Genomic DNA, 14052 nt, shown 5'->3' with positions numbered 1-14052 from the left:
CTCGGAGCGGCGGAGTTACGCCGCGCCGCTCAGATAGGTCTCGCGCCGCCCGATCATGCGCTCGGCGGCGGCCTTGGCGTCGGCCTTCGAGGAGGTCGCGCAGGTCCGATATTCGAGATCAGGGACGTCGGACGCGTTGCGGCGGCCGAACCATGACTTTGAACCGACCGGCAACAGCGCCAGCGCCTGCGCCAGATTGTCGACCGCGCCGAACGAATAGAGCGCACCGGTGCCGGCGATACGGACCTCGTAGATCCCGGGCGCGATCGGCGCTTCCAGGTTCCCGCCCCGTCCGGGACGGGGATAGCGCTTCCATTCGCTCCAGGTCGAAATCATCTGAGGTCCCCCCTCGCGGCCGGTGGGCGGCCGCGAAATTTGCATCAAGTCTTAACGTTGGCCGCCGATCGGCCGAGAGCTGAACGCCGCAGCTCACAAAATGTTTCAAGTGCTTCAAACAGTCGAAACATATCGCCAGCACCCATCCACGGTCACGGCTGGCTGCGGCCATCCACCGCAGATTGTGACGGTGTGTTGTAGTTCAGCCGCCTTGTCGTCGTGCGCGGGGAGCCGACCGTCAAGTCACGACATCGCGACCGCGGCAGGTACGTGGATGTGCTTGCCGCGCGGCGCACGCGGGAGGACAATCGATCGCTTCCAACAATAATCAAACCGGAGGAAACGCGGATGCAAGGCAAAGCTGAGATCGACCAGATTCTGCGCCAGAAGAGCGAGGCCAGGGAGATTCCCGGCGTCGTCGCCATCGCCGCCAGCGGTACCGACGTGCTGTATCAGGGCGCGTTCGGCAAACGCGACCTGTCCAAGCCGGATGCGATGACCGCCGACAGCGTGTTCTGGATCGCATCGATGACGAAGGCGGTGACATCAGCCGGCGCGATGCAGCTCGTCGAGCAGGGCAAGCTGTCGCTGGATGCACCCATCGGCGATGTGTTGCCCGATCTCGCCAAGCCGCAGGTGCTCGAAGGTTTCGATGCCAAGGGCGAGGCCAAGCTACGGCCGGCCAAGGGGCCAATCACGCTGCGCCAGCTCATGACCCACACGGCAGGCTTCTGCTACAACATGTGGAACGGCGATCTCGCGGTCTATCTGGACAAGAACGGCATCCCCGCCATCACCACCTGTCAGAACGCCGCGTTGAAGACGCCAATCATGACTGACCCAGGCACGCGCTGGGAATACGGCACCAATATCGATTTCGTCGGCAAGGCCGTGGAAGCCGCCAGCGGCAAGCGCCTCGATGCCTATCTGCGCGATAATCTGTTCGCACCGCTCGGCATGAGCGATACCGCTTTCAAGATCACCGACGACATGCGCAAGCGCCTGGTCGGCATGCATGCGCGCGGCGAGGATCGCCAGCTCGCCGCGATCCCGTTCGAGCTCGAGCAGGAGCCGGAATTCCACATGGGTGGCGGCGGCCTTTATTCGACCGCGGCCGATTACATCAGGTTTACCCAGATGATCCTGAACAAGGGTCGCGGCAACGGCAATCAGGTGCTGAAAGCCGAGACCGTCGCGACGATGGGGCAGAACCACATCGGCGATCTCGCCATGGGCAAGATGACCACGGCGGCGCCGATGTACACCAATGACGTCGATCTCTATCCGGAGCAGGTGAAGAAGTGGGGCCTCAGCTTCATGATCAACACCGCCAAGACCGCCGAGGGGCGCAGCGCGGGCAGCCTCGCCTGGGCGGGCCTCGCCAACACCTACTACTGGATCGACCCGGCGCGCGACGTCACCGGCGTGATCCTGATGCAGCTGCTGCCATTCGCCGATGCAAAGTGTCTCGAGGCTTTTGCCGGCTTCGAGCGCGGCGTCTATGCCGGACTCGATGCTGGCAGCGGGCAGAAGGCGGCCTAAGGCGCGCCTAGCTCTCACGACGCGTGACGGCCGGGCTTGTTGTCCCGGCCGTCCACGCACCTGACTGGAGGACACGATCTTGGCAGACAAAGCCGACAGTTACGTTTGCGGCATCTCCGACACGCCGCTGCTCGGCGACACGATCGGGCGCAGCCTCGATCAGGCCGCGCGGCGCTGGGGCGATCGCGAGGCGCTGGTCTCGCCCAGCCACGGCGTGAGGTGGACATGGACGGAGTTTGCCGCGCGGGTCGACGCACTCGCCGCCGGCTTTGTCGCGCTCGGCCTCGAACGCGGCGAACGGATCGGCATCTGGTCGCTGAACCGGCCGGAATGGACGCTGACCCAGTTCGCCGCCGCCAAGGCCGGTCTCATCCTGGTGACGATCAATCCGGCCTACCGGCTGAGCGAGCTGGAATTCGCGCTTCACAAGGTCGGATGCAGCGCCATCGTCACCGCGACGGCGTTCAAGACCAGCAACTACATGGACATGCTCAACACGCTGTTGCCGGAGCTCGCGAGCGCCAAGCCCGGGCAATTGCACGCCGCGCGGCTACCGGCCTTGCGCATCGTGATTCAGATCGGCGGCCCCGCCTGCCCGGGCACGATTCCGTTCGACGAGGTCGCCGGCATGGCCGGACCCCTGCACCGCGAGCAGCTCGCCGCGCTCGGTGCCTCCCTGCAGTTCGACGATGCCGTCAACATCCAGTTCACCAGTGGAACGACGGGATCGCCCAAGGGCGTGACGCTGACCCATCACAACATTCTCAACAACGGCTATTTCGTCGGCCGCGCCATGCGCCTGACCGAACAGGACCGCATCTGCATTCCGGTGCCGCTCTATCATTGCTTCGGCATGGTGATGGGCAACCTCGCCTCCGTCACGCTCGGCGCGACGATGGTCTATCCCGGCGAGGGGTTCGATCCGCTCGCGACGCTACGGACGATCGAGCAGGAAAAATGCACCGCGCTGTACGGTGTGCCGACGATGTTCATCGCCGAACTCGACCACGGCGAATTCTCAAGCTTCGATCTGACATCGCTGCGCACCGGCATCATGGCCGGTGCACCCTGCCCGATCGAGGTGATGAAGCGCGTCAATAGCGAGATGAACATGGGCGAGGTCACGATCGCCTATGGCATGACCGAGACGAGCCCGGTCAGCTTTCAGAGCGCCGTCGACGATCCGCTCGATCGCCGCGTCTCGACAGTCGGACGAATCCATCCGCACGTCGAGGTCAAAATCGTCGATCTCGACGGCAAGATCGTCAAGCGCGGCGAACGGGGCGAGCTCTGCACCCGCGGCTACAGCGTGATGCTGGGCTATTGGGAGGAGACGGAGAAGACCGCCGATGTGCTCGACGCCAACGGCTGGATGCATACCGGCGACATCGCCATCATCGACGACCAGGGTTATTGCAACATCGTCGGCCGCATCAAGGACATGGTGATCCGCGGCGGCGAGAACCTTTATCCCCGCGAGATCGAGGAATTTCTCTACCGCCATCCCAAGATTCAGGACGTGCAGATCTTCGGCGTTGCCGATACCCGCTACGGCGAGGAGCTCTGCGCCTGGATCCGGGTCAGGTCCGGCGAGACGCTGACGATGGAAGAGGTGCGCGCCTTCTGCGACGGCCAGATCGCCCACAACAAAATTCCGCGTTACGTGGAATTCGTCGACGAGTTTCCGATGACCGTAACCGGAAAGATCCAGAAATTCCTGATGCGCGACGACGTGGAGCAACGGCTTGGGCTGAAAGCCGCGAAGACTGCGTAGGTTGCCAACCCCATCGTCATTGCGAGCGCAGCGAAGCAATCCAGAATCTTTCCGCAGAGGCAGTCTGGATTGCTTCGTCGCTGCGCTCCTCGCAACGACGGGGAGAGAGGCCGCGTTAAACCGTCAGCCCGCGCTGCCCGGCGAGCTCCTTCAGCGACACAAGCGGACGCGCGCCGATGTGCTGGATCACTTCGGCGGCTGCGAGCGCGCCGAGCTCGCCGCACTGCTTGTGGGACAGGTTACGCGCTAGACCATACAGAAAGCCGGCAGCGAAGAGATCGCCGGCGCCGGTGGTGTCCACGAGCTTTGCGATCGGAGACGCCGGCGCTGCGACTGCATCAGTTGGCGTCACCACCACGCAGCCCTTTTCGCTGCGGGTGACCACGCCGAGATTGACGTCGTTGCGCAACTGCTTGAGCGCGGTGTCGAAATCGGAGGTCTGGTAGAGCGAATGCAGCTCGGACTCGTTGGCGAAGACGATATCGACGGTGCCGTTGCGCATCAGCCCCAGGAACTCGTCGCGATAACGATCGACGCAGAAGGAATCCGATAATGTCAGCGCCACCTTGCGCTTGGCATCATGGGCGATCTTGGCCGCCTTGACGAAGGCGTCCTTGGCGTTCTTGGGGTCCCAGAGATAGCCCTCGAGGTAGACGATGCCGGCCGCGGCGATCTCGGCCGGGTCGATGTCGGCGGGCGACAAATCCTGCGCGGCGCCGAGATAGGTGTTCATGGTGCGCTCGCCGTCATCGGTCACCAGGATGTAGGAGCAGCCGGTCGCAGGACCGTCCTTCGCCGCGGGCGTGTTGAAGGCGACGCCGGCCGCGCGGATGTCGTGGACGTAGAGCTTCCCGATCTGGTCGTCCTTGACCTTGCCGACATAGGCGGCGCGGGCCCCGAGGCTGCCGATGCCGACAATGGTGTTGGCAGCCGAACCGCCGGAAACTTCCGTCGCCGGACCCATGTCCTTGTAGATGGCGGCGGCCCGCGCCTCGTCGATCAGGGACATGCTGCCCTTGGTCATGCCGTGCTTGCCCAGAAAGGCTTCGTCGGTCTTGACCAACACGTCGAACAGCGCGTTGCCGATGCCGAGAACGTCATATTTCACGTCAGCCATTCACCTTGATCCTGTTTGGCGGATTGCGATACCCGCGGAAATCCGCTTCCTGTCGGTCTGAAATCTGGCTCGCGGCCTATCACGACCGGCCCTTCACGGGCAAGCAACGGTATTATGCAGTTCCGATGATCCGCTCCTTCCTGACCGTCTCGACGGGGACACTGGCTTCACGGCTGCTGGGCTTTGCACGCGATTCCCTGATCGCGGCGCTGCTCGGCACCGGCGCCGTGGCGGACGCGTTTCTCGCGGCATTTCAGCTCGTCAATGTGGTGCGGCGCCTGCTCAGCGAGGGGGCGCTGAATGCGGCGTTGATCCCGGCCTGGCTGCGCGTTCGTGACCGCGAAGGCGAGGCGGCTGCGGCGGCGTTCGCGGGAGGCGTGCTCGGCACCGTCAGCGCGTGCCTGATCGCAATCTCGGTCGTGATTGCACTTTTGATGCCGCTGATCATCATGATCATCGCGCCGGGCTTCGTCGGCAGCGCATCGCTCGATCTCGCGGTCCAGAATGCGCGGCTGATGCTGCCTTATCTCGCCTTCGCGGGACCCGTCACGGTGCTGATGGGCGTGCTCAACGCGCAGGGGCGCTTTGCACTCACCGCGTTCTCGCCGCTGCTGTTCAACATCGCGCTGATCGCCGCGATCGCAGCACTCCTGCTGGGCCACGCCGATGCGACCTTCGCCGCGTGGATGCTGGCGGCCACCGTCGGCATCGCCGGCCTGCTGCAGCTCCTGATGCTGCTGTCGCAGCGAAGTGCGCGCCTGGCGACCCCGCTGCGCGTGAGCTTCGACAAGGACATGCGCGGCTTCTTCGCCAAGGCGATCCCGGGCATGATCGCAAGCTCCGGCCCGCAATGGCTGATGGTGGCCGGCGCGATCATCGCGTCCGCCACGCCCGCCGCGGTCTCCTGGCTCTATTTCGCCAACCGCCTGATCGAGCTACCGCTTGGCATTGTCGGCGTCGCCATGGGTACCGTGCTGGTGCCGGAGCTGACGCGCGCGGTGAGGAGTGGCGACCGTGATGCGGTTGCGCATGCGGAATCGCGCGCGCTGGAACTCGCGACCGGGCTGGCATTGCCGGCGACGCTCGGCCTGATCGTGCTGGCGGAACCGATCGTGCGGCTGCTGTTCGAACACGGCGCCTTTGGCGCGGAGGACAGCGCGGCCACGGCGCGCGCCCTGATGTGGCTGGCGCTGGGGCTGCCGGCTCATGTGCTGATCAAGGCGCTGTCCCCGGCCTATTTTGCCCGCGGCGACACCATGACGCCGCTGCTTGCGACTGCCAAAGGGTTCGTGGTCGCGGTCGCGCTCGCGATCCTGCTCGGTCATTTCTTCGGCGCAAGCGGGATCGCCGCCAGCATTGCCGCCGGCGCCTGGAGCAGTGCGATCTCGCTGCTCCGGAAAGGCACGCGTGAATTCGGCTTCTCGGTCGATGCCGCCGCCCGCAAGCGGCTGCCGCGAATCGTGCTCGCCGCGCTCGCCATGGGCGGCCTGCTGTGGCTGACCGCGGGCCTCTTGCCTTCACAGGCCCATGGGCTCATCCGCTTGATTGCGCTGGGATCACAGATCGCCGCCGGAATCGTCGTCTATGGCTTGCTCCTGCAAATCCTCGGCGTCGCGTCCTGGCGCGAGGCGGCCGGTGCCTTGAAGCGGCCCGCCCAGCCCGATCCCGGCGCCTGAGTTTAGCGAAATTCCCTTGACGGGGCAGCGTCGCTGTTGGAAACGACGCCCCGTATCTTGCAGGGAAGCTGCCATGGCATTCGTTGAACGGGTTTTTTCGGGCGTCCAGCCGACGGGCAATCTGCACCTCGGCAATTATCTCGGCGCCATCGTCAACTTCGTGAAGATGCAGGAAACCCATAACTGCATCTATTGCGTCGTCGACATGCACGCGATCACGATGGGCATGGACGTCTGGGGCGGCCCGGCCGAGCTCGCGCGCAACACCCGCGAGGTGACCGCGGCGTTCATTGCCAGCGGCATCGATCCCAAGAAGCACATCGTGTTCAACCAAAGCCAGGTCTCGGGCCATGCCGAGCTCGCCTGGATCTTCAACTGCGTCGCGCGCATGGGCTGGCTGAATCGCATGACCCAGTTCAAGGAGAAGGCCGGCAAAGACCGTGAGAACGCCTCGGTCGGGATCTTCGACTATCCCGTGCTGATGGCCGCTGACATCCTGCTGTATCGCGCCACCCATGTACCGGTCGGCGAGGACCAGAAGCAGCATCTCGAGCTCTCGCGCGACATCGCGCAGAAGTTCAACAATGATTTCGGCGATTCCATCCGCGCGCAGGGCGCCAACGACGGTCTGTTCTTCCCGCTGCCGGAACCCCTGATCACGGGACCGGCGACGCGCGTGATGAGCTTGCGCGACGGCACCAAAAAGATGTCGAAGTCGGATGCTTCCGACAATTCGCGCATCAACTTGACCGACGATGCCGACACCATCGCGCAGAAGATCCGCAAGGCGAAGACCGATCCGGAACCGCTGCCGTCTGAGGAAAAGGGCCTGGAAGGTCGCCCCGAGGCCGATAATCTCGTCGGCATCTTTGCCGCGCTCTCGGGCCGCGCCAAGGCCGACGTGCTGCGCGAGTTCGGCGGCGGCCAGTTCTCCAGTTTCAAGAACGCGCTGGCGGAGCTGTGCGTGGCGAAACTCGCGCCGATCGCCGGCGAGATGAAGCGCCTCGTCGCCGACCCCGGCCATATCGACGCGACCCTGAACGACGGCGCCGACCGCGCGCGCGCGATCGCCGACGAGACCATGAAGCTCTCGAAGGACATCGTCGGCTTCATTCGCCGGCGCTGAGGCGCGTTCGCGAAACCGCGGCCGACGCCACGCGCCGGCCGCTTCTGCTCTCCCCAAGCGAGACGGAGTGTGGCAGCATGTCAGCCGTGCACATTCCGGGACATGCATGACCAGCAAGCGACTTTGCTTCGAGCCGGGTCACAAGCCCAAATGCCTCGTCATCGTCGACGACACCGCCGAATGGGATCGCGCGGTCTATTACGCCAGCCGCTGGGCGATCCGCGCCGGCGGCGGCGTGGTGATGCTCCGCATCATCGAGCCCGAACAGCAGAGCCAGGAATGGCTGGGGGTCGCCGACATCATGCGCGCCGAGGCGCAGGAGGCGGCAGAAGCCGCGCTCGACCGTGCCGCCGGCCGCGCCAACGGCATCGCTGCGATCACGCCGGAACGGGTGATCCGCGAGGGCGCCGCCATGGAACAGCTGCTGGCGGTGATCGACGAGGACCCCGACATCGCCATGCTGGTGCTCGCCGCGAATCCGGGCGCGGAAGGCCCGGGGCCCTTGGTCAACCTGCTGGCGCACGCGCTGGGCACGTTCCCGGTGCCGGTGACGGTCATTTCCGGCGCGCTGAGCGACCAGAGCGTGGATTCGCTGTCGTAGACTCAGGCGCTCGTCATGCCCGGGCTCCCGGCCATGACGCCGCGGGAGTTTGGCACCCCTACACTAACCCGCTGATATAACAGGTGAACGGCCAACTTACCCCTTGACCGTGCGTTCGCCGTCGCCATCTGCTAGTGGATAGAGCACGCGCCGGCCTTGAACCGGCGACGTCTGGAGAAAACGATGTTCATTCAAACCGAAGCCACTCCCAATCCCGCCACGCTGAAGTTCATTCCCGGCCGCGTCGTGGTCGACGGCGGACCGATGGAATTTGCCAACCGCGAATCGGCTGCGCGCTCGCCGCTCGCCGAAAAGCTGTTCGAGGTCCCCGGCGTCACCGGCGTGTTCTACGGATCTGACTTCATCACCGTGACCAAGGCGAACGGTGAATGGCAACAGCTCAAGCCCGCGATCCTCGGCGCCATCATGGAGCACTACATGTCCGGCGCGCCGCTGCTCGCCGACGGTGCCGCCGCGAGCGATGCCGATCTCGACGACGAGGACGAATTCTTCGACGAGGCCGATGCCGAGACGGTCGACATGATCAAGGATCTGATCGAGACCCGCGTGCGCCCGGCGGTTGCCAATGACGGCGGCGACATCACCTTCCGCGGCTTCAAGGACGGTATCGTCTATCTCAACATGAAGGGCTCGTGCGCCGGCTGCCCGTCATCGACCGCGACGCTCCAGCACGGCATCCAGAATCTGCTCAAGCACTTCGTCCCCGACGTGGTCGAAGTCCGGCCGATGTAGGCTGGTCCGCAAAGGCGTGGATGGCCGGGACAAGCCCGGCCATGATGGCGAGTATTCCATGACAGATGGTGCTACGATCGTTCCATGCTGATCCTCGCCATCGATACCGCGCTGGAAGCGTGCGCGGTTGCCGTTCTCGACACCGATTCCGGCCAGCTCCTCGCACAGGAGCAGCTTCTGATGAAGCGCGGCCACGCCGAAGCGCTGATGCCGATGATCGCGCGCGTGATGCAGTCAGCCAATCTCGCCTTCACCGCGCTCGACCGCATCGCGGTCACCATGGGCCCCGGAAGTTTCACCGGCCTGCGCGTCGGCATTTCGGCGGCCCGCGGCCTTGCGCTCGCTGCGAAGCGGCCCGCCGTCGGCCTGACCACCTTGTCGGCCTATGCCGCCGCCGTCGTCGGCCAGAGCGGAGCGGCGCCGGTGATCTCGGCGATCGACGCGCGGCACGACCACGTCTATTTCCAGATCGTGGCCGGTGACGGCAGTCAGCTGGTGCGGCCGGGCGTCGCTCCCATCGACGAAGCGATCGCGGCTTCGCAATTCGGCGCGCCGCATCTGGTCGGCAATGCCGCGAAGATCCTCGCTGAGCGCTGGCCGACAGATATGCCGCAGCCGGTCGCGGTCGACGCGCAGCCCGCGCCCGACATCGGCTGGGTGGCATGGCTTGGCGCCGCGGCCGATCCCGCGACAAATCCGGCGCGGCCGTTCTATCTGCGGGCGCCCGACGCAAAGCCGCCCGCGCAACTGCCGCTTGCAGCGCAAGCCGCAAGCTCATGATGAATTGGTTCTCGGAATGGTGGCGCGGCGGCACGCCCGTCGTCGAGCCGGCTGTCGCGCGCGACGTCGCACGGCTCGCGCAGCTCCACGGCGCCTCGTTCGCGCGCGGTTGGGGCGAAGGCGAGTTCGAGAGCATGCTCAGCGAGCGCAACACGCTGGTGCACCGGTTGCGCCTCGGCCGCAACACCGTGGGCTTCGCGGTATCGCGGATCGGCGCGGACGAAGCGGAGATCCTCTCGATCGCGGTCGACCAGGCCCATCGCGGACGCGGCCTCTCTCGCACGCTGCTCATGACCCATCTCGGCCACCTGGCAGGACGCGGCGTGCGCACAATATTTCTCGAGGTCGAGGAAAATAACCAGCCGGCGCGGCGGCTCTACGACCGGACCGGATTCGTGGTGGTCGGACGGCGCGAACGCTACTATAAGCAGCCGAGCGGGGAACAATTGAACGCACTTCTGATGCGACGTGACTTGTCGTAACATTGATGGCAGAAAGCGCCCCGTCAGGCGGACATTACATGACTGGTCTTAAACCTTCCCCCGCTTCCAAGGCGTCCGGCATCGAGGCGCGCTGTGCCGCCACCGGCATGCGCATGACCGAGCAGCGCCGTGTCATCGCCCGCGTGCTCGCGGAGGCGGTCGATCATCCCGACGTCGAGGAACTGTACCGCCGCTGTGTCGCGGTCGACGACAAGATCTCGATCTCGACGGTGTATCGTACCGTCAAACTGTTCGAGGATGCGGGCATCATCGAGCGCCATGATTTCCGCGAAGGCCGCGCGCGCTACGAGCAGATGCGCGACAGCCATCACGACCACCTCATCAACCTGCGCGACGGCAAGGTGATCGAGTTCACCTCCGAGGAGATCGAGAAGCTCCAGGCGGAGATCGCCCGCAAGCTCGGTTACAAGTTGGTCGATCATCGGCTCGAGCTCTATTGCGTCCCGCTCGACGACGACAAACCCACAAGTTAAGTGGCGATCGATCTCGTCATCTTCGATTGCGATGGCGTGCTCGTGGACAGCGAGGTGATCTCCTGTCGCGCGCATGCGGATGTGCTGTCCCGGCACGGCTATCCGATCACATCGGAGCAGGTGCTGGTCCGCTTCCTCGGCGTATCCGAGAAAGACGCACGGCGAATGGTCGAACAGGAGATCGGCCGCAATCTTCCCGATGATCTCGAAAGCCAGGTGAATGCGGCGACGCTGCAATTTTATGCCAGCGATTTGCAGCCGATCACCCATGTGGCCGCAGCGATTGGCGCAATCGATTTGCCCAAATGCGTTGCGTCGAGCGGCACGCCGGAGAAGATCCACCACGGCCTCACCTGCGCCGGTCTCTACGATCTGCTCGCTCCGAACATCTTTTCCGCGAGCCAGGTCGCACGCGGCAAGCCCGCGCCCGATCTTTTTCTATTCGCCGCAACGCAGATGAATGTCGCGCCGGAGCGGTGTCTTGTGGTCGAGGACAGCGTCCCCGGGGTGACCGGCGCGCATGCCGCCGGGATGACCGTGCTGGGCTTTCACGGTGGCAGCCATTGCCCGCCAGGCCACGCCGAAAGACTACGGAGCGCGGGGGCCGGATTGACGTTCGACGATATGCGGCAATTGCCGGAGCTGGTCCGGCGGGTCGCTGCGGACACTCTGGCGGGCTGAATCCCTCCTCTCGGCGCCATTCCGGGGCGATGCGCCGGCATCGAACCCGGAATCTCGTGCCAAAACCTCTGGATTCCGGTTCGCGACTGCGTCCCGCCCCGGAATGACGACCGAAAAGGCCCCCAATCGCTGGATTTCCACGGCCTCAGCCTATATCTGAGGGCGGTCCTCCCACCTCATTCCCGGGTTCCATGACGCCGCCGCGCAAGCTGCACATCAAATCATATGGCTGCCAGATGAACGTCTACGATGCCCAGCGCATGGTGGACACGTTGGCCCCGGAAGGATTCGTGGAGACGGCCAGCGCTGACGACGCCGACCTCGTCATCCTCAACACCTGCCATATCCGCGAGAAGGCCTCGGAAAAGGTCTATTCGGAGCTCGGCCGCCTGCGCGTCGCCAAGGACGCCGCCGCGCGCGACGGACGCACCATGCAAATCGCGGTCGCGGGCTGCGTGGCACAGGCCGAGGGCGAGGAGATCGTGCGCCGTGCACCCGCCGTCGACGTCGTGGTCGGACCGCAGAGCTATCATCATTTGCCGCAGCTCTTGAAGCGCGCCGGCAATGAAGGCCGCGCCGTCGAGACCGAATTCCCTGCGGAGGACAAGTTCGGCTTCCTCGCGCAGCCCAAGCCCGGCGCGATCCGCGCCCGCGGCATTTCCGCTTTCGTCACGGTGCAGGAAGGCTGCGACAAGTTCTGCACCTTCTGCGTCGTGCCTTACACGCGTGGCTCGGAAGTCTCGCGGCCGGTGGCAAAGATCGTCGATGACGTAAAGCGGCTCACTGAGAACGGCGTACGCGAGCTCACGCTGATCGGACAGAACGTCAATGCCTATCACGGCGAGGGACCGGACGGAAAAAGCTGGCCGCTCGGCAGGCTGCTGGAGCACCTCGCGGCACTCCCGGGCATCGCGCGGCTGCGCTATTCGACCAGCCATCCTCGCGATGTCGATGATAGTCTGATTGCAGCCCATCGCGATCTCGGCGCGCTGATGCCCTTCGTGCACCTGCCGGTGCAGTCGGGCTCGGACCGGATTTTGGCCGCCATGAACCGGAAACATACCGCCGATGATTATCTTGATGTCATCGACCGTTTCCGGTCCGCACGCCAAGACATTGCTTTCTCATCAGATTTCATCGTCGGCTTCCCGGGCGAGAGCGAGCAAGATTTTCTCGCGACCCTCGCGCTTGTCACGCAAATCGGCTACGCTGCTGCGTATTCGTTCAAATACTCCGCCCGGCCGGGAACGCCGGCCGCGGATATGCAGGAGACGGTGTCCCCCTCCGAGATGGACCAGCGATTGGAGCGGCTCCAGGAACTGATCGACAGCCAGCAATCGGCCTTCAACAAGGCTGCGATTGGCTCAACCGTCGATGTGCTGTTCGAGCGTCCGGCCCGCAGGGATGGCCAGATCGTCGGCCGGACCGCCTTCCTCCAGCCCGCGCATGTGATGGCCTCGCCCGACATCATCGGACAAATCCTGCCGGTCCGGATCGACAGCCTCGAACGCTACAGCTTCCTCGGCGAGCTCGCCATGGCGCACGAGCCCGCTTTATCGCCCATCGCCACTGGAGCCTGAACCCTTGCCCAAAAGCGCATCGGATTCGTCTTCTTCCATCGCTCCCAGCCGCAAATTTGACCGCGACATGCAGGTTCCGCCCGAGACCCAGGTCGTCATCGACTTCGACGACAACCGCGCCGCATCCGCGTTGGTCGGCCCTTACGGCCAGCATCTGGCACAGATCGAACGGCGGCTCGGTGTCGTCGTCGATTCCAAGGGCAATCACATCACCATCGGCGGCTCGCGTGACGGCTGCGATGCCGCGCGCCGCGTGCTGGAGACGCTCTACGCCCAGGCCGTGAAGGGACAGGACCTCGACCAGGGCGAGGTCGAGGGCGCGATCCGTGCCGTGATCGCGCAGGGCTCGCTGTTCGAGTTCGACGCCAAGTCAGCCAAATCCACCTTCGACAGCATCAATTTGCGCAAGCGCCCGGTGCGCGCGCGCACGGCGGCGCAGGATTCCTACATCCGCGCGCTGAAGCGCCACGAGCTGGTGTTCGGCATCGGCCCCGCCGGCACCGGCAAGACCTGGCTCGCGGTCGCGCATGCCGCGCAACTGTTCGAGCGCAAGGAAGTCGACAAGATCATCCTGTCCCGCCCGGCGGTGGAAGCCGGCGAGCGGCTCGGCTTTTTGCCCGGCGATCTCCGCGAGAAGGTCGATCCTTATCTTCGCCCGATCTACGACGCGCTCTATGACCTGATGGACGCGCGCATCGTCGAGCGCGCGCTGCAGACCGGCGAGATCGAGATCGCGCCGCTCGCCTTCATGCGCGGCCGCACGCTGACCAACGCGGCCATCATCCTGGACGAGGCGCAGAACACCACGTCGATGCAGATGAAGATGTTTTTGACCCGCCTCGGCGAGAATAGCCGCATGATCGTGACAGGCGATCCCTCGCAGATCGACTTGCCGAACGGCCAGACCTCGGGCCTCGCCGAAGCGACGCGCCTGCTGAGCGGCGTCGAAGGCATTGCGCAAGTTCATTTCAAGGCCGAAGACGTGATCCGCCACGAGCTCGTGGCGCGGATCGTCTCCGCCTACGAAGGGGCGCCGCAGCGGCCGGCCGCCGGTAAATCCTGACGAGGCAGCAACCGGACCATATGGGCGCGGACACGGCGCCCCTTCGT

At 64.9% G+C, this 14052-nt stretch carries 14 protein-coding genes; 12 read left to right on the top strand and 2 right to left on the bottom strand.

Annotated elements, in window-relative coordinates:
- Positions 1-15: 15 nt before the first annotated feature.
- A complete protein-coding gene (locus FXB41_RS01475; RefSeq protein ID WP_219678914.1) occupies positions 16-336 on the bottom strand; it encodes a hypothetical protein in 321 nt (106 codons plus the stop codon).
- 348 nt (positions 337-684) lie between these two features.
- On the opposite strand from FXB41_RS01475, the gene FXB41_RS01470 reads away from it, so the two are divergent.
- Both FXB41_RS01470 and FXB41_RS01465 read left to right on the top strand, forming a co-directional pair.
- Positions 685-1878 carry a serine hydrolase domain-containing protein gene (locus FXB41_RS01470; RefSeq protein WP_219678911.1) on the top strand — a complete coding sequence of 398 codons (1194 nt, stop codon included), beginning with the start codon at positions 685-687 and terminating at the stop codon, positions 1876-1878.
- A 79-nt stretch (positions 1879-1957) separates the two neighbouring features.
- Positions 1958-3652: an AMP-binding protein gene (locus tag FXB41_RS01465; RefSeq protein WP_219678909.1), complete on the top strand. Its 1695-nt coding sequence runs from the start codon at positions 1958-1960 to the stop codon at positions 3650-3652.
- A 115-nt stretch (positions 3653-3767) separates the two neighbouring features.
- Here the strand turns inward: FXB41_RS01465 and FXB41_RS01460 are convergent, their stop codons facing one another.
- On the bottom strand, positions 3768-4769 hold the full coding sequence (locus FXB41_RS01460; RefSeq protein WP_219678907.1) for an adenosine kinase: 1002 nt from the start codon (positions 4767-4769) through the stop codon (positions 3768-3770).
- 125 nt (positions 4770-4894) lie between these two features.
- Between FXB41_RS01460 and murJ the strand changes: the two genes are divergently transcribed.
- From murJ to FXB41_RS01410, 10 genes are all read left to right on the top strand, one after another.
- A complete protein-coding gene (murJ, locus tag FXB41_RS01455; RefSeq protein WP_219678905.1) occupies positions 4895-6445 on the top strand; it encodes a murein biosynthesis integral membrane protein MurJ in 1551 nt (516 codons plus the stop codon).
- A gap of 73 nt (positions 6446-6518) precedes the next feature.
- Positions 6519-7571 (top strand): tryptophan--tRNA ligase, encoded by a 1053-nt coding sequence (gene trpS, locus FXB41_RS01450; protein WP_219678902.1) that lies wholly within the window; start codon positions 6519-6521, stop codon positions 7569-7571.
- 106 nt (positions 7572-7677) lie between these two features.
- The gene (locus FXB41_RS01445) at positions 7678-8172 is read left to right on the top strand and encodes a universal stress protein (protein ID WP_219678900.1); all 495 of its coding nucleotides are present in this window, start codon (positions 7678-7680) and stop codon (positions 8170-8172) included.
- A 183-nt stretch (positions 8173-8355) separates the two neighbouring features.
- Positions 8356-8925, top strand: a complete 570-nt coding sequence (locus FXB41_RS01440; RefSeq protein ID WP_219678898.1) for a NifU family protein — start codon at positions 8356-8358, stop codon at positions 8923-8925.
- Positions 8926-9009: 84 nt separating this feature from the next.
- Positions 9010-9705, top strand: a complete 696-nt coding sequence (gene tsaB, locus FXB41_RS01435) for a tRNA (adenosine(37)-N6)-threonylcarbamoyltransferase complex dimerization subunit type 1 TsaB (RefSeq protein ID WP_219678893.1) — start codon at positions 9010-9012, stop codon at positions 9703-9705.
- Entirely contained in the window at positions 9702-10187 is a 486-nt protein-coding gene (gene rimI, locus FXB41_RS01430) for a ribosomal protein S18-alanine N-acetyltransferase (RefSeq protein WP_219678890.1), read from the top strand. The genes tsaB and rimI overlap by 4 nt, the downstream gene beginning before the upstream one ends.
- 38 nt (positions 10188-10225) lie before the next feature.
- Positions 10226-10681 carry a Fur family transcriptional regulator gene (locus FXB41_RS01425; RefSeq protein ID WP_007598312.1) on the top strand — a complete coding sequence of 152 codons (456 nt, stop codon included), beginning with the start codon at positions 10226-10228 and terminating at the stop codon, positions 10679-10681.
- Complete coding sequence (locus FXB41_RS01420; protein WP_219678889.1) at positions 10682-11362, top strand: HAD family hydrolase; 681 nt, start codon at positions 10682-10684, stop codon at positions 11360-11362.
- A 191-nt stretch (positions 11363-11553) separates the two neighbouring features.
- Complete coding sequence (gene miaB / locus FXB41_RS01415; protein WP_219678888.1) at positions 11554-12942, top strand: tRNA (N6-isopentenyl adenosine(37)-C2)-methylthiotransferase MiaB; 1389 nt, start codon at positions 11554-11556, stop codon at positions 12940-12942.
- Between the two features lie 4 nt (positions 12943-12946).
- Positions 12947-14005, top strand: coding sequence for a PhoH family protein (locus tag FXB41_RS01410; protein WP_219678884.1), 1059 nt, complete (start codon positions 12947-12949; stop codon positions 14003-14005).
- Positions 14006-14052 lie beyond the last annotated feature (47 nt).

Source organism: Bradyrhizobium canariense (assembly GCF_019402665.1).
In the GTDB taxonomy this organism is placed as follows: domain Bacteria; phylum Pseudomonadota; class Alphaproteobacteria; order Rhizobiales; family Xanthobacteraceae; genus Bradyrhizobium; species Bradyrhizobium canariense.
The sequence above is the reverse complement of the archived record's forward strand: the minus strand, read 5'-3'. Positions and strand labels throughout refer to the sequence as shown.

Excerpts from the sequence above, each read along its gene's own strand:
- FXB41_RS01460 (WP_219678907.1), bottom strand. The coding sequence starts at position 4,769 with ATGGCTGACGTGAAATATGACGTTCTCGGCATCGGCAACGCGCTGTTC.
- FXB41_RS01445 (WP_219678900.1), top strand. The coding sequence starts at position 7,678 with ATGACCAGCAAGCGACTTTGCTTCGAGCCGGGTCACAAGCCCAAATGC.
- miaB (WP_219678888.1), top strand. The coding sequence starts at position 11,554 with ATGACGCCGCCGCGCAAGCTGCACATCAAATCATATGGCTGCCAGATG.
- rimI (WP_219678890.1), top strand. The coding sequence starts at position 9,702 with ATGATGAATTGGTTCTCGGAATGGTGGCGCGGCGGCACGCCCGTCGTC.
- tsaB (WP_219678893.1), top strand. The coding sequence starts at position 9,010 with ATGCTGATCCTCGCCATCGATACCGCGCTGGAAGCGTGCGCGGTTGCC.
- FXB41_RS01470 (WP_219678911.1), top strand. The coding sequence starts at position 685 with ATGCAAGGCAAAGCTGAGATCGACCAGATTCTGCGCCAGAAGAGCGAG.
- murJ (WP_219678905.1), top strand. The coding sequence starts at position 4,895 with ATGATCCGCTCCTTCCTGACCGTCTCGACGGGGACACTGGCTTCACGG.
- trpS (WP_219678902.1), top strand. The coding sequence starts at position 6,519 with ATGGCATTCGTTGAACGGGTTTTTTCGGGCGTCCAGCCGACGGGCAAT.
- FXB41_RS01475 (WP_219678914.1), bottom strand. The coding sequence starts at position 336 with ATGATTTCGACCTGGAGCGAATGGAAGCGCTATCCCCGTCCCGGACGG.
- FXB41_RS01440 (WP_219678898.1), top strand. The coding sequence starts at position 8,356 with ATGTTCATTCAAACCGAAGCCACTCCCAATCCCGCCACGCTGAAGTTC.
- FXB41_RS01425 (WP_007598312.1), top strand. The coding sequence starts at position 10,226 with ATGACTGGTCTTAAACCTTCCCCCGCTTCCAAGGCGTCCGGCATCGAG.